An 18,463-nucleotide genomic window follows, 5' to 3' on the forward strand; every position below is an offset into this window, starting at 1 on the left:
TCAAAACTCCAGGAGAAACCATGTTGATAGGTGTGCCAGCCGAAACGGTGGCGAGGGAAACCCGGGTCGCAGTGACCCCGGAGACGGTCAAGAAGCTCAAGGCGCAGGGTCACCAGATCCGTGTGCAGAGCGGCGCAGGCGTGGCCGCCAGCGTGACCGACGAGGCCTACGCGGCAGTGGGGGCCGACATCGTGGATCTGCAATCCGCATGGAGCGCTGATCTGATTCTCAAGGTGCGTGCGCCGAGCGAAGCAGAAATGCCGCTTGTCCGACCCGGCACGACGGTGGTGGGCATGCTCAACCCGTTCGATGCCGCAGGTCTTGCGCGCATGGCGGGCGGCAACGTCACCGCCTACGCGCTTGAAGCCGCGCCGCGCACCACGCGTGCGCAAAGCATGGACGTGCTCTCGTCGCAGGCCAACGTGGCGGGCTACAAGGCCGTCATCATGGCGGTGGATCGTTACCAGCGTTTTTTCCCCATGCTCATGACGGCTGCGGGCACCGTGAAGGCGGCGCGCGTGGTGATTCTGGGCGTGGGCGTGGCGGGTCTGCAGGCGATTGCGACGGCCAAGCGCCTCGGCGCGGTGATCGAGGCGAGTGACGTTCGCCCGAGCGTCAAGGAGCAGGTCGAGTCGCTGGGCGGCAAATTCATCGATGTGCCTTTCGAGACACAGGAAGAGAAAGAAGCGGCGGAAGGCGTCGGCGGCTATGCGCGCCCCATGCCCGAGAGCTGGCTGGCGCGCCAGCGGGCCGAAGTGGCCAAGCGCGTGGCGCAGGCGGACGTGGTGATCACCACCGCGCTCATTCCCGGACGCGCCGCCCCTGTGCTGGTGACCGAGGAAATGGTCAAATCCATGAAAGCCGGTTCGGTCATCATCGATCTGGCGGCGGCTCAGGGCGGCAATTGCCCTCTGACCGAGGCGGATCAGACCGTCGTGAAGCATGGAGTGACCCTTGTGGGAGAGACCAATTTGCCTGCGCTCGTCGCGGCGGACGCGTCGGCACTGTACGCTCGCAACGTTCTGGACTTTCTCAAACTCATCATCGACAAGGAAGGCAAGCTGCACATCAACCGGGAGGACGACATCGTGGTCGCCTGTCTGGTGGCCCACGAAGGGGCCGTCACACGCAAGTGAGGCTGATGCTTGCCACCTGTTCGGGATAGCAAGGATTTGGTTTTTTCATGTTGAAGATTTCTGTGCGCACACGCTCTGCGCTGGCTGTGGCTGCCGTTGCGGCATCCGCGATGTTTCTGTCTGCCTGCGCGCCGCTGGAGCCCAATCTGGTGAAGGTCGGTCGCGCCGAGCTGCAGTTGCCCCCCGGCGACTGGGAACATATCGACCAGGGCACGAACGCACTCTTCAACGTGATGCCGGATGACGTCTCTCACGATCTGCCCATGCGTTCTCAGGCCGTTGGCCTGCGCGGCCCTCAGGGCGAAACGCTGGCCGTGATCGTGGTGCAGACGAACGCCACCAACAACCCTCGCGACACCACTTTGTGGTCCCACACCTGCCCCGAACAACGCGGCGTGCAGGTCGAGGATTACGCAAAGGGCAGTCCCGTGCGCATTGACTGTCTGCGCTTCAAGCGACGCGCGGACAACGAAGAGTTCCTGACGAAAAATCGTCCAGCGCTGGAAAAGTGGGCCAAGCAAAACAAAGCTGAACCACTTGCGCCTTATTCGCACGTGTCCTACCGGTACGCGACTGCGGAAGGCGGCTACCTGCTGGTGGAAGCACTTGTCGACATGCGTCTGCTGCGGCCAAAAACCGTGGGCACAGACCAGTTCCTCTCTGCGGGAAAGCCCGCGCAGGAATGGCTCGACCAATTCGTGCAAGCCGCCAAGAACAGTGTTGCCATGCTGGATGGCCGATTCGTCGTACCGCCATTTCCTGTACCGCTGCCTCAATGACCGGATGCAGGGTTCGCGCCACAAGAAACAGAGGGCGCGCGGACCCGCAGATGGTGTGAGGAGCACCTGACATAAGAATCAAGGAGAACGCTCATGGATGCCGTTTCCCCCACCCTGATCAATCTGATCATTTTCGTGCTGGCCATCTATGTGGGCTACCACGTCGTCTGGACCGTCACGCCCGCGCTGCACACGCCGCTCATGGCGGTGACCAACGCGATCTCGGCGATCGTGATCGTGGGCGCGATGCTCGCGGCCGCGCTCACCGAGACCACCCTCGGCAAGACCATGGGCGTGCTCGCCGTGGCGCTGGCTGCGGTGAACGTGTTCGGCGGGTTTCTGGTGACCCGCCGGATGCTCGAGATGTTCAAGAAGAAGGAGCGCAAGGCCGCTCCGGCTTCCGATGCGAAGAAGGAGGCCTGACATGAGCATGAACCTCGTCACGCTGCTGTACCTCATCGCGAGCATCTGCTTCATCCAGGCCCTGAAGGGTCTTTCCCATCCCACCACGTCCATTCGCGGCAATGTCTTCGGCATGGTCGGCATGGCGATCGCCGTGGTCACCACCGCTGCGCTGATCTACCAGCTTGCCGGTCAGAACGCGCAGGGGCTGGTCTACGTGCTCGGCGGGCTGGTTGTCGGCGGCGGCATCGGTGCCTTCATGGCCAACCGCGTCGAGATGACCAAGATGCCCGAGCTGGTCGCCTTCATGCACAGCATGATCGGCCTCGCGGCCGTGTTCATCGCGATTGCGGCGGCGGTCGAGCCCTGGGCCTTCGGCATCACCGGCCACAACTCGCCGATTCCGCACGGCAACCGTCTGGAACTGGCGCTGGGCGCAGCCATCGGTGCCATCACCTTCAGCGGCTCGGTCATCGCCTTCGGCAAGCTCTCGGGCAAGTACAAGTTCCGCCTGTTCCAGGGCGCTCCTGTGCAATTCAAGGGCCAGCACATCCTGAATCTGGTGCTCGCACTGGCGATGGTGTTCTTCATCGTCGGCTACACCATCAGCGAAGCGCGCATCGACATGTGGTTGCTGATCGGGCTGGCCTTCGTGCTCGGCGTGCTGATCATCATCCCGATCGGCGGCGCGGACATGCCGGTGGTGGTGTCCATGCTCAACAGCTACTCCGGCTGGGCGGCTGCGGGCATCGGCTTCTCGCTGAACAACAGCATGCTGATCATCGCCGGCTCGCTGGTCGGCAGCTCGGGCGCGATCCTCAGCTACATCATGTGCAAGGCCATGAACCGCTCGTTCTTCAACGTGATTCTGGGCGGCTTCGGTGGCGATGCGACAGCCGCTGCCACGGGCGATGCCGTGCAGCGCTCGGTCAAGAGCGGCAGCGCCGACGACGCAGCCTTCGTGCTGAGCCAGGCGGAGTCCGTGGTGATCGTTCCCGGCTACGGCTTGGCCGTCGCCCGTGCCCAGCACGCGGTCAAGGAACTGGCCGCCAAGCTGACCGAAAAGGGCATCAATGTGAAGTACGCGATCCACCCGGTCGCCGGTCGCATGCCCGGCCACATGAACGTGCTGCTGGCCGAGGCCGAAGTGCCTTACGACCAGGTGTTCGAGATGGAGGACATCAACGGCGAGTTCGGGCAGGCCGATGTGGCGATCATCCTGGGCGCGAATGACGTGGTGAATCCTGCTGCGCACACAAAGGGCAGTCCCATCTACGGCATGCCGATTCTGGAAGCCTACAAGGCCAAGACGGTGATCGTGAACAAGCGGTCGATGGCTGCGGGTTACGCGGGGCTGGACAACGAGTTGTTCTACATGGACAAGACGATGATGGTGTTTGGCGATGCCAAGAAGGTGGTTGAAGACATCGGCAAGGCGATTGAGTAACGGTTGCTCTTGCCTTTGAAGGCCGTGCGGTGCTTGTTTTTGAGCGCTGCGCGGCTTTTTTGTTTTGTTGTTTGTTTGAGGGTGGAGGCCGGGACTGCCCCCGGCTGGGCAGTAACTTTTTGCTTGCGCGCAAAAAGTCACCAAAAACGCGCTTGGAAGTCATCCGGCAGAACTCGACTGCGCGCCGTAGGCGCTCCGCTCGAACAACCGCCGGAAGTCAGTTTGGAAGAGGTGGGGTTCGGCACTTCGCGTTGCTCGTGCCTGCTTGGGCTGTGCTCGCTGGATGGGAATTGGTCGCATTGGTGTTGCGGGCATGACAAAAACGAACGATCGTGCAGAAATTTGTGTTTCTCTAGGGTATTCCAGACTCCGAAATCGTTCGGCGCACCCGACAATGCCCGGGATTTACAAATTTTCTTTGCATCAGACTTCGAAAAATCAGGAGACCCCAGCATGACAGATCGTCCCTGGCTCAGCGCTTATCCGCCGGGCGTGCCATCCGATATCGACCCGACGCAGTACGAATCGCTGGTCGAGCTCATGGAGCAGGCATTCAGAGACTACGCCGACCGCTCGGCGTACAGCTTCATGGGCAAGGAGATCTCCTATGCGCAGACGGACGAGGAGAGCCGCCAGTTGGCTGCCTATCTGCAGTCGCTGGGGTTGGTGAAGGGCGATCGCGTCGCGATCATGATGCCGAATGTGCCGCAGTATCCCGTCGCGGTGGCGGCCATTCTGCGTGCGGGGTTCGTGGTGGTGAACGTCAACCCGCTGTACACGCCGCGCGAGTTGGAGCATCAGCTCAAGGACTCGGGCTCGAAGGCAATCATCATTGTGGAGAACTTTGCGGCCACGCTGCAGGCCTGCATGGCGAGCACGCCGGTCAAGCATGTGGTGCTGGCCACCATGGGCGACCGCATGGGGTTCCTCAAGGGCATGATCATCAATTACGTTGTGCGCAACGTGAAGAAGCTGGTGCCGCAGTTCTCGCTGCCGGGTGCCGTGCGCTTCAACGATGCGCTGGCGCGCGGTGCGAAGGCGTCGTTCAGCAAGCCGGAGATCCATCCGGAAGACATCGCGCTGCTGCAGTACACCGGCGGCACGACGGGGGTGTCGAAGGGCGCGGTGCTGCTGCACCGGAACATCATCGCCAACGTGCTGCAGTCCGAAGCCTGGAACGCGCCCGTGATGAGCAAGGTGCCGCAGGGCGAGCAGCCGACCAACATCTGCGCGCTGCCGCTCTATCACATCTTCGCTTTCACGGTGAACATGATGCTGTCCATGCGCACGGGCGGTAAAAGCATTCTGATTCCCAATCCGCGCGATCTGCCGGGTGTGCTCAAGGAGCTGTCCAAGCAGACCTTCCACAGCTTCCCGGCGGTGAACACGCTGTTCAATGGACTGGCCAATCATCCCGACTTCAACACCGTCAACTGGAAGAACCTCAAGTGTTCGGTCGGCGGTGGCATGGCGGTGCAGGGGGCGGTCGCCAAGCTGTGGCTGGAGAAGACCGGCTGCCCGATCGTCGAGGGCTACGGCCTGTCCGAAACCAGCCCGTCGGCGAGCTGCAACCCGGTCACGTCCAAGGAATTCTCGGGCACCATCGGCGTGCCGATTCCGAGCACCTACATGAAGCTGGTCGATGACGAAGGCCGCGACGTGATTCTTCTGGGCACGCCCGGCGAGATCGCCATCAAGGGCCCGCAGGTCATGGCCGGTTACTGGCAGCGCCCGGACGAAACCGCCAAGGTCATGACTGAGGACGGCTACTTCAAGACCGGCGACATCGGCATCATCGATGATCGCGGCTACTTCAAGATTGTCGATCGCAAGAAGGACATGGTGCTGGTCAGCGGCTTCAACGTCTACCCGAACGAGGTTGAGGAAGTGATCGCGATGATGCCCGGCGTGCTCGAATGCGCGGTCGTCGGCGTGCCCGACGAAAAGACTGGCGAAGCGGTGAAACTGGTGATCGTGAAGAAGGACCAGAGCCTGACGGAAGCGCAGGTCAAGGAGTTCTGCCAGAACAACCTCACCGGCTACAAGCGCCCCAGAGTCATCGAGTTCCGCGAATCCCTGCCCAAGACCCCGGTCGGCAAGATTCTGCGTCGCGAGCTGCGGGACAAGAAGTAGTAGGCAGGCCCATAGGCCCGACCGCTGATAATCTCCGGCTTTGTTTGCCGGAGAACCCAGCCTTGTCAACGACCATCGCCATCTTGAGCGCCTTGCCACAAGAGCAAGGCAGCCTCGTCCACGCACTGCAGAACCCCGAAAAGATCATCCACGCCGGACGCACGTTCTGGCGTGGCACGCTGCATGGGCATCAGGTGGTGATTGCGCTGTCGGGCATCGGCAAAGTGGCCGCCGCCACCACCGCCACCGTGCTGGCTGAGAAGTTCGGCGCAACTCGCATCGTGTTCACAGGCGTGGCCGGTGGCATTGGCGCGAACGTGAAGGTGGGCGACGTGGTCGTCGCACGCGACTATCTGCAGCACGACATGGATGCGTCACCGATCGTCGAGCGCTGGCTCGTGCCCGGTTATCCACAGATCCGCATGGCCTGCGATGCCGCTTTGACGGAGCAATTGCTCGCCGCCACACGCGAAACCGTCGAGCGCGACAGCCACCAGATCGACTGGGCCTCGCTCGGCATGGAGGCACAGCACCGTCCGCAGGTGCATGCGGGGCTCATCGTGAGTGGGGATCGGTTTGTGAGCACGGCTCAGGAGTCGGATTCACTGCGTTTGGCTTTGGAGTCGGCGGGGCATGCTGTGTTGGCTGTGGAGATGGAGGGGGCTGCCGTCGCCCAGGTCTGCGCGGATTTCGGTATTGCGTTTGCTGCTGTGCGGACGATTTCTGATCGGGCGGATGATGGGGCGCATCTGGACTTTTTGCAGTTTGTGGAGACTGTGGCTAGTCGGTATGCGGATCATGTGGTTAATGCGTTTTTGAAGTCTGTTTGATTTTTTTGCCTCTGCTGGGTGGTTGCTTACGGAGGCCGGGAGTTCGCCCCGGCGGGCGAGTAACTTTTTGCTTGCGCCAAAAAGTCACCAAAAAGCGCTTTGAATTCGGGGTCACACGATAGAACTCACTTTGCGCCGTAGGCGCTCCGTTCGGGCAACTATCGTGAGTCAGATCAAAAGCTGGGGAGGGCGCTGCTGCACTCTGCGGTGCAGCAGCGGAAGCGCGAGTATCGCGACGGAAAAAATCGACGTTTTAGCGCGAGAGTTCAATTCGTCGCGCGGCTTGCGCATAGGCATCTCGCGATGTCGCGAGAAGCAGCACGAGCAACGCGAAGTGCCGTGACGTACCTCTTATGAAAACGCTGACTCGCGGCGGTTGTCCGAACGGCGCGACGAAGTCGCAAAGTGAGTTCTGCCGCGGGTATTGAAAAGCGATTTTTGGTGACTTTTTGGCGCAGCAAAAAGTTACTCGCCCGCCGGGGCGAACACCCGGCAAGCCACCCGCAGCGGCAAACTCCAGCCAGCAAGCCCAAGCAAAAAACCTACTTGAGCCATCCGCGCTTGCGGAAGTAAAGCATAGGAATCACAGCACTGCAGACCATCAACCCAAGCCCAAAGCCGTAGCCATACTGCCACTCCAACTCAGGCATGAACTTGAAGTTCATCCCGTACACGCTGGCGATCAGGGTGGGGGGCAGCAGGGCGACGCTGGCGACCGAGAAGATCTTGATGATCTTGTTCTGGTTGATGTTGATGAAACCGACCGTGGCGTCCATCAGGAAGTTGATCTTGTCGAACAGGAAGGCCGTGTGGCTGTCCAGCGATTCGATGTCGCGCAGGATCTGGCGGGCGTCTTCGAACTGTTCGGCGTTGAGCATCTTGGAGCGCATCATGAAGCTCACCGCGCGGCGGGTGTCGAGCATGTTGCGGCGGATGCGGCCGTTCAGATCTTCCTGGCGGGCGATGGCGGCCAGGACTTCGCTGGCTTTGGCGTCGGTCACGTCGCCAGCCAGCACCTGGGTGCTGACGAGTTTCAGTTCGTCGTAGATGCCTTCGAGCGTGTCGGCGGAGTATTCGGCGTCGGCGTCGAACAGTTTGAGCAGCACTTCCTTGGCGTCTTCGATCAGGCCCGGTGCGCGGCGGGCGCGCAGGCGCACGAGGCGGAAGACGGGCACGTCGTCGTCGTGGATCGAGAACAGCACGCCCTTGCTCTTGAGCGAGTCGTTGACCAGGTTCAGGATGAAGGCGACGCGCACGGCGCGCGGGTCGTCGTCGATGTCGACCAGAAAGTCGCTGCGGATGTGGAGTTCGCCGTTGTCTTCTTCGTAGAAGCGGGCGGATTCTTCAAGGTCGTCGTCGGTCGCGTCTTCGGGAATCGACAGGCCGTAGTGCTGTTTGACCCAGCGCTTTTCTTCAACGGTGGGCGATTCCAGATCCACCCAGATGGGCTGAAAGCGCTTGAGTTCTTCCAGCGATTCGATTTCTTCCTGGACCAGACGGCCGTTGGCGAGCGTGAAGATGTTGAGCATGGCTCGGCGTTCCCGAAATTTGGTTGTGCAAGGGCGAGGGGCTGATGGCAGGTAGGTCTGACGCTTTCAACCCTCGGCACGCCGGGAGTTGAAAGCTACCAACTAGGGTAGGTTTCCACGGAGCAGTCTCCAAAAAAGAACAACAGATGAGCGAATGGCGGATTATGGCATTCGCTCGGTGCCAATCAGGCGTCGGCGGCTTTGCGGACCACGGCCAGCGCGCGGCACAAATCGGCCCAGGCGGAGGCCTTGGCGTCGGGGGCGCGCAGCAGGTAGGCGGGGTCGTAGCTGACGATGGCGGGCGTGCCATTGACCAGTTGATGCTGTGCGGCGCGCAGGCGACCCAGCGGCTCGCGATTGCCCAGCGTGGCGCGGGCTGCGCCGAGGCCGAGAATCAGCACCATCGCGGGTTGCAGCTCGGCCAGGGTCTGCGCGAGTGCGGCGTTGATGGCTTCGGTGTTGATGTCCTGACCGGGCGCGGAGCGTTCCAGCACGCAGGCAAAGGTGCGCGGGTGCAGGTGCAAGCGCATGGCGCGCAGCATGTTGTCGAGCAGCTTGCCGGAGTCGCCGCCGAAGGGCTCGTCGGGAGTGGCGGTCTCGAAGACCACCAGCCAGCCGGAGCCGAGTTCCTTGGGTGTCTTTGCCGCGTCGGCTTGAGGGTACAGCGGCTGCGGTGCACGCAGGCTCGCGGTGGCGGCCGATGCGGATTCGTCCACTTGGGCGACTGGTGCCGTGACCGGAGCGGCAGGGCGCTGAACGGGTGGGCGTGGTTGCTGCCTTGCTTGCGGTGCGCTGTCGCGCTCGATGACGGGTGCGTCCATCACGGCGGTGTCGCCAGCAGTGACGCGCGCAACCACAGGGATAGGGCGGGCTTGGGCGACGGGGGCCGCCACAGGCTTGGGCGCAGGTTGCCAGAGCGTGATGCCCATCTCCTGCAGCATGGCACGTTGGCGTGCGTCCAGTTGGAGGCTCATAGTTGGATGCTCATGACGACGGCGTCTTCGCGTTCGCCCATTTCGGCAGGGTAGTAGCGCTTGCGCTCGCCCACGCGGCGGAAGCCGAATTTTTCATAGATTTCGCGGGCGCGGGTGTTGCTCACCCGCACTTCCAGCCACAGCCATTGCGCATTCTGCGAACGCGACCAGAGCACCAGCGCCTGGAGCAGCAGATGCGCCAATCCCTGGCGCTGAAAAGCCGGGGCGACGGTGATGTTCAGCAGATGCACTTCGTCCACGCCTTGCATGGCCACAAAATAGCCGAGCAGTTCATCGCCGCGCAGCAGCACCTGGATCTGGTAGCCCGAGGACATGGCGTCGATGAAGTTGCCGCGCGACCAAGGGTGGGAATACGCGCTTTGCTCCACCTCCAGCAGCGCCTCCAGCCGCGACAGGGTCAACAGCTCGAAGTGCGGATCGTCCGCGTCCTGCAGTGGTGAATGGAGATGGGCGCTCATGTGTTGGAGTGAGAGTGTAGGCCGAACGGAATGCATGGAATCTTCCGATGTTTGCGCGTTGCCGGGCAGTCAGGAATGTACCAACAGCCAGCCGCCTGACCAAGCACTCATGGGTTCGTCGCCGCCTGCGCCAGCCGCCGCTTGGCCTCTTCGCGCTCGGCCGTGGTCTGGGCCACCTTGTCGCGGATATAGAGCGGCAGGGCTTCGCTTGCAGGCACGGCCAGGCCTTGGGCGAGCAGCGCGGGCGTGAGCCGCAGCATGGCGCTGGCCATGGGCAGGGCATGCACATGCGGTGATTGCGGTGCCAAGCGCTCGCCATAGGCGGCCTGGGCATTCCCGGCCACGGTGAAATCGGCTTCGACCACCAGATCCTGCGGCGCAAGCAGGTTGAAATCATCGAGGTGGCTCCAGCGGCCAGCCGCTGCATCCCATGTGTAAGCAGCAGCATAGACTTCGTCCATGCGCGCATCGAGCACCGCGTGAACCTGCGTCACTCCATGCTGCACGCGAGCGGTTTCGGCCACGGCGAGAAGCGAATCCACGGGCAGGACCGGCACGCCCTTGCCCTTGCGCGCACCAAAGGCCAAGCCTTGCGAGACCGAGCAGGCGGTGCGCAGGCCGGTGAACGAGCCAGGGCCGCGCCCGAAGACGATCAGGTCCAGATCGTCGAACGAAAAACCGGCACTCGCCATCAACTCGCGGATCAGCGGAATCAGCGCGGCGGACGACTGGGCACCGCCGGGCGCGCTGCGCTCCAGAACAGCTCCATCGCCTTTTTGAACGGCAACGGAAAGCGTATCGGTGCTGGTGTCTAGCGCGAGGAGATTCATTGTGCGGGGGAGGGAGCGGAGAAAGGGCGCTTCACAGAACGAAAGGGCCATCCGCAATTATCGTCCGGTGGCAATATCCGTGGGGGTTTGCCAGCATTGTTGGCCGAAAAGCCCGATAAATCATAGACTTGAAGGATGTCCTTGAAATTCCCTGCCGTCTCCGTTCTTGCCTGCGCCCTGTTGACGGGATGGCTTGTTCCCGTTTCGGCCCAGACCACTGCCAGCCCCGCCTCCTCGGCCACGTCATCCGTCACTCCACAACAACAGTCCTTGCCGCCCGCCGTCGAGGCGGCCCTGCAGCGCGCCAAGGTGCCGCGCGAGGCGCTGTCGGCCATGGTCGTCGAGCTGGATTCGCCTGCCAAGGGCACAACCAAGCTGGCCTATCGCGCCGACGAGCCCGCCAATCCGGCCTCGGTGATGAAGCTGGTCACGACCTATGCGGCGCTTGACCTGCTCGGCCCGGCCTTCCAGTGGGAAACGCCGGTCTACATGGACGCTCAGCCGCAGGACGGCGCGCTGCGCGGCAATGTCTACATTCAAGGCAACGGCGATCCGCAACTGGTGCTGGAGCGCCTGTGGCTCACCATGCGCCGCCTGCGCAGCATGGGCGTGACGGTGATCGTGGGCGACATCGTGCTCGATCGCTCGGCCTTCGACATCGCCACGCGCGATGCGTCCAAGTTCGATGGCGAGCCCTGGCGTCCCTACAACGTCGCGCCGGATGCGTTGCTCATCAACTTCAAGGCCATGAACATGCGCTTTGTGCCCGACGCCGCAGCGGGCGTGGCGCGCATCAGCTACGAGCCGCCGATGGGCAGCATGCAACTGCCGGCGTCCGTTCCGCTGGCACCTGCGGCGACGGCGTGCGGAGACTGGCAAGCGGCGCTCAAGGCCGAGTTGAGCGAGCCGGGACGCGTCAGCTTTCTGGGGAATTTCCCGCCCTCCTGCGGCGAGCGCGAATGGGCGATTGCGCCCGCCGATCCGGACGGCTATGCCGCACGTGCCATCGAAGGCATGTGGCGCGAGCTGGGTGGCAAGGTCACAGGATCGGTGCGCGACGGCAAGGTGCCAGCGGGACTCAAGCCGGTGTTCGTGAACAAGTCGCTGTCGCTGGCCGAGGTGATTCGGGACATCAACAAATACAGCAACAACGTGATGACGCAGCAACTGTTCCTCACGCTGGGGCTGCAGGCCACGGGGCGCGGCTCGTGGGATTCCGGCAAGCAGGCCATCGGCAACTGGTGGCGCAGCCGCTGGCCGCAACTCACATCGCCGGTCTGGGAAAACGGCGCGGGCCTGAGTCGCGAAGAGCGCGTCACGGCGCGTGCGCTTTCGGGCATGTTGCAGACGGCCTGGGCTTCACCACAGATGCCGGAGCTGCTGTCGTCGCTGCCCATCGTCGGCGTGGATGGCACGCTGCGCCGCGTGAACACCGCAAGCGCCAAGGGCATGGCGCACCTGAAAACCGGCACCTTGCGCGACGTCACGGCGCTCGCGGGGGTGGTCAATTCCAACAGCGGCAAGCGCTATGTGCTGGTGGGCATGATCAACCACCCGCTGGCACCGAACGCCCGCCCCGCGCTGCATGCCTTGATCGACTGGGCCGCGCAGGATGCGCCAGCCTTTTCCTCGACCGTCGCGGCCCATTCCGGGGCTGCTGGCGCAAAGGCAACGCTGCGTCGCTGAACGTAACGCCAAATCAGGCGAAACCCTCGTGACCCACCTCAACCAATGCCCTCCAATGCGGAGGGCATTGCTTTTTTTCGCCTATCGTTTTCCCGGCATTTGACGTACATCTGTCTCCAAATGTTGATCGAATACGTTGTTTCGGCGGGAATTCAGTGTTTACCCACATATGAGCATTTGCTGATCATCACTATCATTTTGAAAAAAACGAACGGTCGTTCGATTCAATGAAGGAGCACTGTAAATGAAAGCACGCATGCGTTTGCATTGGGTTGCCGCGGCAGCTGCCGCTGTGGCATTGGTCGCCTGTGGCGGTGGGGGCGGAAGCACCACACCGGCCGAGAAGGTCACAAAGGTTCGGGTGATGGGCGACAGCCTGTCGGACACCGGCACATTCGGCATCAAGGCCACTGTGCAGAATGCCGGCAATCCCAAGGACCCCAAGGGCGCTTCCTGGATGTGGGTCGAGCATGTGGCCAATCGCTATGGCGTCGAACTGTGCTCGCACTACCGTGCAACCAGCGAGACTGCCTATTCGACTGTTGCCAACTGCAGCAACTACGCAGTGGCCGGTGGTCGCATCAACAACTACACCAACCCGCAGGATCCGCACTCCATCACCAAGCAGATCACAGATGCAGGCGCCACGGCCTATGCATCGGATGAGCTGGTGCTGATCGATGGCGGCGGCAACGATGCGGCTGACCTGTTCGGTGCCTATCTGGCGGCCTCGACCGATGGCGGCAAGAGCTTCTTCGCACTGCTGGGCACGATGCTCGACGCGGCGACCGTGCAGGCGCTGGCGGCGCAAGGTGCGGCTGGCATGCCCAAGGCAGGCGCTGCCTACATGCAGGCGCTGGCGGTCTATTTCTCCAAGAACATCAAGACCAACACCTTCGACAAGGGCGCAACCCGCGTGGCCGTGCTGAACATGCCCGGCGTGACGCTGACGCCAAAGTTCCAGATGGTGCTCAAGAAGGTCACCGCGACGCAAGGCGCTGCGGCAGCCGCTCAGCTGAACACGCTGTTCGACACCTGGGTGCAGACCTTCAACACGCAGCTGAAGACCAGCCTCGGCACCGATTCGCGTCTGGCACTGGTGGACTTCTATGACTCGTTCAAGGACCAGGCCGCCAATCCGGCGCAGTACTCCTACCAGAACGTGACCGACCCCGTCTGCTCGCCTACGGGTCAGGATGCATCCGGTCTGCCGACCTACACCTTCTCCACCTGCACGGCAGCATCGTTGTCTGCGAAGACACCACCCACAGGTGCAACCGGTGGTGCGGACTGGTGGCGCAGCTACGGTTTTGCCGATGCCTTCCACCCCACGCCATACGGCCAACAACTGATGAGCCAGCTGGCCTCGCGCTCGCTGTCGCAAGCCGGTTGGTATTGATCTGACCAGATATCGAACTCAGGAGGCAAATTCATGAAAACCTTCCTCAAGGCCAGTGCTGCCGTGATGGTATTGGCAGCATGTGCAGCGGCGCAGGCGCAAGTCGCGGGCACGTTCAGCGCGCGTGCCGGTGTCACGCGCATCATGCCGGACGTGACGAGCGGCAACCTTTCCGCGCCGAGCTTTCCGGGCACCACGATCTCGGTGGGCGACGCGACCCAGGTGTCGGGTGGCGTGAACTACATGCTGACGGACAACATCTCTCTGGACTTGCCGCTGGCTCTGCCGTTCAAGCACAAGTTCTATGGTGATGGTGCGATCGCTGGCACGGGTCAGCTCGGTCAGGTCAAGGTGCTGCCAGCGACGCTGTTCGTGCAGTACCGTTTCCTCGAAGCGAACTCGGCCTTCCGTCCGTACGTCGGTCTGGGGGTGACCTACGCCAAGTTCTTCAAGAACCGCACGACCGCCACGCTGACCGGCCTGACCGGCGGCTCGCCGAACAACCCGACCACGGCCAAGATGGACAACAAGTTCGCTCTGACGCCGCAGATCGGCTTTGTCTACAACATCAACGAGCGCTGGTTCGTGAACGCTTCGTACTACAAGTCGTTCCTGAAGACCAAGGCGCACTTGTCCACAGGTCAGAGCATCTCGGTGAAGCTCAATCCCGACGTCGTGTCCTTCGACATCGGTTACAAGTTCTGAACGAAAACCTCCAAGGTGTTCAGCGGTCGACCCCTCGGGGTCGGCTTTTTTGTTTCTGCGCGCAGCAGCAATAGTGACGCCGGAAATGAAAACGGGCGGCAACCGGTTTTGCACCGATTGCCGCCCGTGGTCGCAATGACTGCGGGTGGAACGTCAGATCACCACTGATTGATGATGATGTCGCGCGCGTAGTCGCCCAGACGGCGGTTGGCCTCGGGGCTCAGGTAGATCTTGTCGGCGAACACGTAGCGGTTGTAGTTCACGTCGTTCACGGTGCTGGTGGTGCACAGTGCGGAGTTGATCTCGTTGGTGCCGATGCCAATGCCTGCGCCGGTGTCCACCGAGTTGCAGACAGGCTTGTCGCTGTTGGTGAAGCCGAAGCTGCCTGGGCTGCCTTCGAACAGGTTCACCTCGTAGGCCACGTCGATGTACATGACCTGCTTGCCGGTGAGGTTGTCGGTCAGGTCGATCTTGAGCTTGTTGTTCAGCGCGATGCTGAGCGAGCTGAGCAGAGCTTCCTTGTTGATGGCCTTGGCCCATGGCGAGCGGCTCAGGTCATAGGTGCCCGTCACGACGATGTGCTTGGCGCCAGCGCTGTTCAGGCGACGCACCTGCACAGCCAGATCGGCACCGGCTTGCACCACGTTGGCTTTCAACTGCTCTTCGGTGATCGTGCCGTTGAGGAAGGCGTTGGTGTTGGCGATCACATCGCTCACGCCAGCGCTCACCACGAAAATGTCGTCGTTGGTGATCTTGTTGCTGGCGAGGAAGGTGTCGACCTGCTTGACGACGGTCGGCGTGTTGGCGTTGCCAACCACATCGGGCGTCGCGGAGATGCGGGCGTTGCCGTAGGCGTAGTTGGTGCCGCCCTTGGACGAGGCAGTGGTCTTCACGTCGTAGCGCGATGCGAACTGGGCGGTCCAGTTGTTGATGCTGCCATCATTCACGGAATACGAGGTGCCGAGCTGACCCTGATCTGCGAGGCCGTCGCCAAAAATCACGAAGCGGTCGGGGCTGATTGCCGATTCCACACTGCTGGAGCCGCAAGCGGTGAGCAGGGCTGCCGAGGCGCAGGCCGCTGCCACAAGTGTGCGACGCATCCAATTTGCTGCCATAAAAATCTCCAAAACGATGGCGTGAGTGTAACTAGTGCATGTAAACCATGGGCGAGCATCCGCTACAAACTGTAGGGGGTGCTCTGGATGTCATGCGGCCGCTGCGCGTTGCAGTCGGTCGCGGACACCTTCCCAATCTTCGGATTCTGGTGGCAACTCCACCCAGATGAGTTTGACCTCGGCGGTATCGAAGTCACGCAGCGCGGCAAACAGCTCCTTGCTTGCTTCATGTGCATCGTCGGGCATGCGGCGCAGCACCAGTCCCCTGGCGGGTGTGAGCATGCGCGTGCGAGAGTACACCGCGATGTTCGCGGTATCCTTGCCCATGATTTCGAGCGCGGTCTGGATCTGCTTGGCGCTCATCAGTCGCACGGTGGCGCTGGGCGCGTAGTGCGCGAGCAGCGTGCCCGAAGCGCGCGGCGTGTGCTCCGGCATCTCTTCCTTGGACAGCGGGCGAATGCCGCAGGCGCGCTCGATGTCGTCGCGCGTGATTGCGCCGGGGCGCAGCAGCACGGGCGTGCCGCGTGTGCAGTCCACGATGGTCGATTCGATGCCGACCTCGCACGCGCCGCCATCGAGCACCAGCAGATCGTCGCCGAACTCCGAGGCCACATGCGCTGCGGTCGTCGGGCTCACGCGGCCGAACTTGTTGGCGCTGGGCGCGGCCACGCCCCACACGGGCTTGTCGAGCGTCTGGCAGGCCAGCAGCAGGTTATGCGCGACGGGGTGCGAAGGGCAACGCAGGCCCACGCTGTCCTGTCCGCCGGTCGAGGCCTTGGCGGCTTGCGGCAGGCGCGGCAGGATCACGGTGAGCGGACCGGGCCAGAAGGCGTCGATCAGCTTCTGGGCGAAGACCGGCACTTCCTTGGCGTAGCGCCGAATGCTGTCGGCGTCGGCCACATGCACGATCAACGGATGGTTGGTCGGTCGGCCCTTGGCGGCAAAAATCTGCGCCACGGCGGCGTCATCGTCGGCATCGGCTGCCAGACCATAGACCGTCTCCGTCGGCATGCCCAGCAGATCACCGCGTGCGAGCGCCTCGGCGGCCTTTTGCACCGCGTCGGGCTGACTTCCGTCCAGAATCATGACGTGCTGCCCGCTTTCAGAACGGCTCGATGCCAAGGATGGCAGCGGCTTTGAGCGCAATCTCACGCACGGCCTCGGGTGTGGCACCGGTGATGTTCAGGTGACCCATCTTGCGCGCGCGCTTGGCGTCGTGCTTGCCGTAGAGGTGCAGCGTCGCACCCGGCAGAGCCAGCACCTGATCCCAGGCGGGCGTCTTGGCTTCGGTGGAATCCTTGAACCACAGATCGCCCAGCAGATTCAGCATGATCGACGGGCTGTGCTGACGCGGTTGCGTGAGCGGCAGATTGGTCATGCAGCGCACCTGCAGCTCGAACTGCGACACATCGCAGGCGTTCTGGCTGTAATGGCCGCTGTTGTGCGGACGCGGGGCGATTTCGTTGACGACCAGCATGCCGTCGGTCAGCACGAAGAATTCCACGCACAGCACGCCGACGTAGTCGAGACCGATGGCAACCGACTTGGCGGCGGCGATGGCCTTTTCCACGGTCGTCGCGGGCAGGTTGCCTGCGTAGACTTCGGTGACGGCCAGAATGCCTTCGCGGTGCAGATTGCGCTGCACCGGCAGGTTGACGATGCTGCCATCGCGACCACGGGCGACGATGACGGAGCATTCGTGCGCCAGCGGCAGCATTTTTTCGAGCACGCAGGCCACGCGGCCCAGTTGCTCCCAGGCGGTGTTGAGCTCTTCGCGCGTCTTCACGCGGACCTGGCCCTTGCCGTCGTAGCCCATGCGGGCGGTTTTCAGAATGCCGGGCAGCAGCGCGTCGTTGACGGCGGCCAGTTGCGCGGGCGTTTCGATCACGGCATAGGGCGCGCAGGGCACGCCGCATTTCACGAAATGCGCCTTTTCCGCAGCGCGGTCCTGCGCGATCGCAACGGACGATCCGGCGGGCGACACGGGCAGCGACTCGGCCAGCTTGTTCAGCGAACCGGCGGGCACGTTCTCGAATTCGGTGGTGACGGCTGCGCAGAGCTTGGCGAGTTCAGCCAAACCTTGTGGATCTTCGTAACCCGTGCGGATGTGGTGGTGGCTGACCAGACCGGCGGGGCTGGTCGCGTCCTTGTCCAGCACGGCGGTGAAGTAGCCCATGGCCTGCGCGGTCTGCGCGAACATGCGGCCAAGTTGGCCGCCGCCCAGCACACCGAGGGTGGCGCCGGGCAGGATCACTGCGGAATCATTCTGGGTGCTCATGCGGACACCGGAGGCAGGGTCATGGCGCGCGCGGCGTTGGTCTGCTCGACGCGGAAGGCTTCGAGCTTCTTGCGCAGGGCCGGATCTTCGTTGGCCAGCAGGGCCACGGCGAACAGCGCCGCGTTGGCCGCACCGGCAGTGCCGATGGCGAAGGTGGCAACCGGCACGCCCTTGGGCATCTGCACGATGGAGTGCAGCGAATCCACGCCTTGCAGGTGGCGGCTGGCGACGGGCACGCCGAGCACCGGCACGGTGGTCTTGGCGGCGATCATGCCCGGCAGGTGGGCAGCGCCGCCCGCCCCCGCGATGATGGCCTTGAGGCCACGGTCGGCAGCGGCTTCCGCGTAGCGGAACATGTCGTCGGGCATGCGATGGGCCGAAACCACTTGCGCCTCATGGGCGATGCCGAATTGTTCGAGGATGGCAACTGCGTGCTGCATGGTCTCCCAGTCGCTGCTGGAGCCCATCACCACGCCGATTTGGATGGAGTTCATTTTGGTAGGTGCGAGGGGCGGCCCGGTGGCTGCCCCGCTGGGGTGGAACCCACGATTTTACTTTTTGTGGACGGGTCGCGTGAAATGAGCTGGGGAATAGCGCGGTCAAGCGCAAAGTCCGGCGGCTGGCCGGTGTTCTCTTTGTCTCGTGAATATGCTGGAGAATGGCGGTTTGCCGAGGGGCGGGAGCCCAAGCGTCGGATCGCTTGTGAATTCTCCCGATAACCCCATCTGTACCGCTTCCACC

17 protein-coding genes are annotated in these 18,463 nt (G+C 62.8%); 9 read left to right on the forward strand and 8 right to left on the reverse strand.

Annotated features, from left to right (window positions below; genetic code table 11):
• The first annotated feature begins 20 nt into the window (after positions 1 to 20).
• From G7048_RS13540 to G7048_RS13565, 6 genes are all read left to right on the forward strand, one after another.
• Positions 21 to 1,136, forward strand: a complete 1,116-nt coding sequence (locus G7048_RS13540) for a Re/Si-specific NAD(P)(+) transhydrogenase subunit alpha (RefSeq protein WP_166068650.1) — start codon at positions 21 to 23, stop codon at positions 1,134 to 1,136.
• A 47-nt stretch (positions 1,137 to 1,183) separates the two neighbouring features.
• Positions 1,184 to 1,915, forward strand: a complete 732-nt coding sequence (locus G7048_RS13545; RefSeq protein WP_166068651.1) for a hypothetical protein — start codon at positions 1,184 to 1,186, stop codon at positions 1,913 to 1,915.
• Positions 1,916 to 2,008: 93 nt separating this feature from the next.
• Positions 2,009 to 2,338 carry an NAD(P) transhydrogenase subunit alpha gene (locus G7048_RS13550; protein ID WP_166068652.1) on the forward strand — a complete coding sequence of 110 codons (330 nt, stop codon included), beginning with the start codon at positions 2,009 to 2,011 and terminating at the stop codon, positions 2,336 to 2,338.
• A gap of 1 nt (position 2,339) precedes the next feature.
• Complete coding sequence (locus G7048_RS13555) at positions 2,340 to 3,764, forward strand: NAD(P)(+) transhydrogenase (Re/Si-specific) subunit beta (protein WP_166068653.1); 1,425 nt, start codon at positions 2,340 to 2,342, stop codon at positions 3,762 to 3,764.
• A 453-nt stretch (positions 3,765 to 4,217) separates the two neighbouring features.
• On the forward strand, positions 4,218 to 5,897 hold the full coding sequence (locus G7048_RS13560) for a long-chain-fatty-acid--CoA ligase (protein ID WP_166068654.1): 1,680 nt from the start codon (positions 4,218 to 4,220) through the stop codon (positions 5,895 to 5,897).
• 62 nt (positions 5,898 to 5,959) lie between these two features.
• Positions 5,960 to 6,727 carry a 5'-methylthioadenosine/adenosylhomocysteine nucleosidase gene (locus G7048_RS13565; protein ID WP_166068655.1) on the forward strand — a complete coding sequence of 256 codons (768 nt, stop codon included), beginning with the start codon at positions 5,960 to 5,962 and terminating at the stop codon, positions 6,725 to 6,727.
• 542 nt (positions 6,728 to 7,269) lie between these two features.
• Here the strand turns inward: G7048_RS13565 and corA are convergent.
• The 4 genes from corA to tsaB all read right to left on the reverse strand — a co-directional run bounded on the left by corA (position 7,270) and on the right by tsaB (position 10,539).
• Positions 7,270 to 8,256 (reverse strand): magnesium/cobalt transporter CorA, encoded by a 987-nt coding sequence (gene corA, locus G7048_RS13570; protein WP_166068656.1) that lies wholly within the window; start codon positions 8,254 to 8,256, stop codon positions 7,270 to 7,272.
• Positions 8,257 to 8,441: 185 nt separating this feature from the next.
• Positions 8,442 to 9,230 carry a uracil-DNA glycosylase family protein gene (locus tag G7048_RS13575; RefSeq protein ID WP_166068657.1) on the reverse strand — a complete coding sequence of 263 codons (789 nt, stop codon included), beginning with the start codon at positions 9,228 to 9,230 and terminating at the stop codon, positions 8,442 to 8,444.
• Positions 9,227 to 9,709, reverse strand: coding sequence for a ribosomal protein S18-alanine N-acetyltransferase (rimI, locus tag G7048_RS13580; protein WP_166068658.1), 483 nt, complete (start codon positions 9,707 to 9,709; stop codon positions 9,227 to 9,229). Before rimI ends, G7048_RS13575 begins: the two co-directional genes overlap by 4 nt.
• A gap of 107 nt (positions 9,710 to 9,816) precedes the next feature.
• A complete protein-coding gene (gene tsaB, locus G7048_RS13585; RefSeq protein WP_166068659.1) occupies positions 9,817 to 10,539 on the reverse strand; it encodes a tRNA (adenosine(37)-N6)-threonylcarbamoyltransferase complex dimerization subunit type 1 TsaB in 723 nt (240 codons plus the stop codon).
• Positions 10,540 to 10,674: 135 nt separating this feature from the next.
• On the opposite strand from tsaB, the gene dacB reads away from it, so the two are divergent.
• From dacB to G7048_RS13600, 3 genes are all read left to right on the forward strand, one after another.
• Positions 10,675 to 12,225, forward strand: a complete 1,551-nt coding sequence (gene dacB, locus G7048_RS13590; protein ID WP_166068660.1) for a D-alanyl-D-alanine carboxypeptidase/D-alanyl-D-alanine-endopeptidase — start codon at positions 10,675 to 10,677, stop codon at positions 12,223 to 12,225.
• 244 nt (positions 12,226 to 12,469) lie between these two features.
• Positions 12,470 to 13,624, forward strand: a complete 1,155-nt coding sequence (locus G7048_RS13595) for an SGNH/GDSL hydrolase family protein (RefSeq protein ID WP_166068661.1) — start codon at positions 12,470 to 12,472, stop codon at positions 13,622 to 13,624.
• Between the two features lie 33 nt (positions 13,625 to 13,657).
• Positions 13,658 to 14,329 carry an OmpW family protein gene (locus G7048_RS13600; protein ID WP_166068662.1) on the forward strand — a complete coding sequence of 224 codons (672 nt, stop codon included), beginning with the start codon at positions 13,658 to 13,660 and terminating at the stop codon, positions 14,327 to 14,329.
• Positions 14,330 to 14,487: 158 nt separating this feature from the next.
• On the opposite strand, the gene G7048_RS13605 is transcribed toward G7048_RS13600, so the two are convergent.
• The 4 genes from G7048_RS13605 to purE all read right to left on the reverse strand — a co-directional run bounded on the left by G7048_RS13605 (position 14,488) and on the right by purE (position 18,216).
• On the reverse strand, positions 14,488 to 15,444 hold the full coding sequence (locus G7048_RS13605) for an SGNH/GDSL hydrolase family protein (RefSeq protein WP_166068663.1): 957 nt from the start codon (positions 15,442 to 15,444) through the stop codon (positions 14,488 to 14,490).
• A 90-nt stretch (positions 15,445 to 15,534) separates the two neighbouring features.
• Positions 15,535 to 16,530, reverse strand: coding sequence for an L-threonylcarbamoyladenylate synthase (locus G7048_RS13610; RefSeq protein WP_166068664.1), 996 nt, complete (start codon positions 16,528 to 16,530; stop codon positions 15,535 to 15,537).
• A gap of 16 nt (positions 16,531 to 16,546) precedes the next feature.
• Complete coding sequence (locus G7048_RS13615) at positions 16,547 to 17,722, reverse strand: 5-(carboxyamino)imidazole ribonucleotide synthase (protein ID WP_166068665.1); 1,176 nt, start codon at positions 17,720 to 17,722, stop codon at positions 16,547 to 16,549.
• On the reverse strand, positions 17,719 to 18,216 hold the full coding sequence (gene purE, locus G7048_RS13620) for a 5-(carboxyamino)imidazole ribonucleotide mutase (RefSeq protein ID WP_166068666.1): 498 nt from the start codon (positions 18,214 to 18,216) through the stop codon (positions 17,719 to 17,721). The genes G7048_RS13615 and purE overlap by 4 nt, the downstream gene beginning before the upstream one ends.
• Positions 18,217 to 18,463 lie beyond the last annotated feature (247 nt).

Source organism: Diaphorobacter sp. HDW4B, from assembly GCF_011305535.1.
Taxonomy (GTDB): domain Bacteria; phylum Pseudomonadota; class Gammaproteobacteria; order Burkholderiales; family Burkholderiaceae_C; genus Diaphorobacter_A.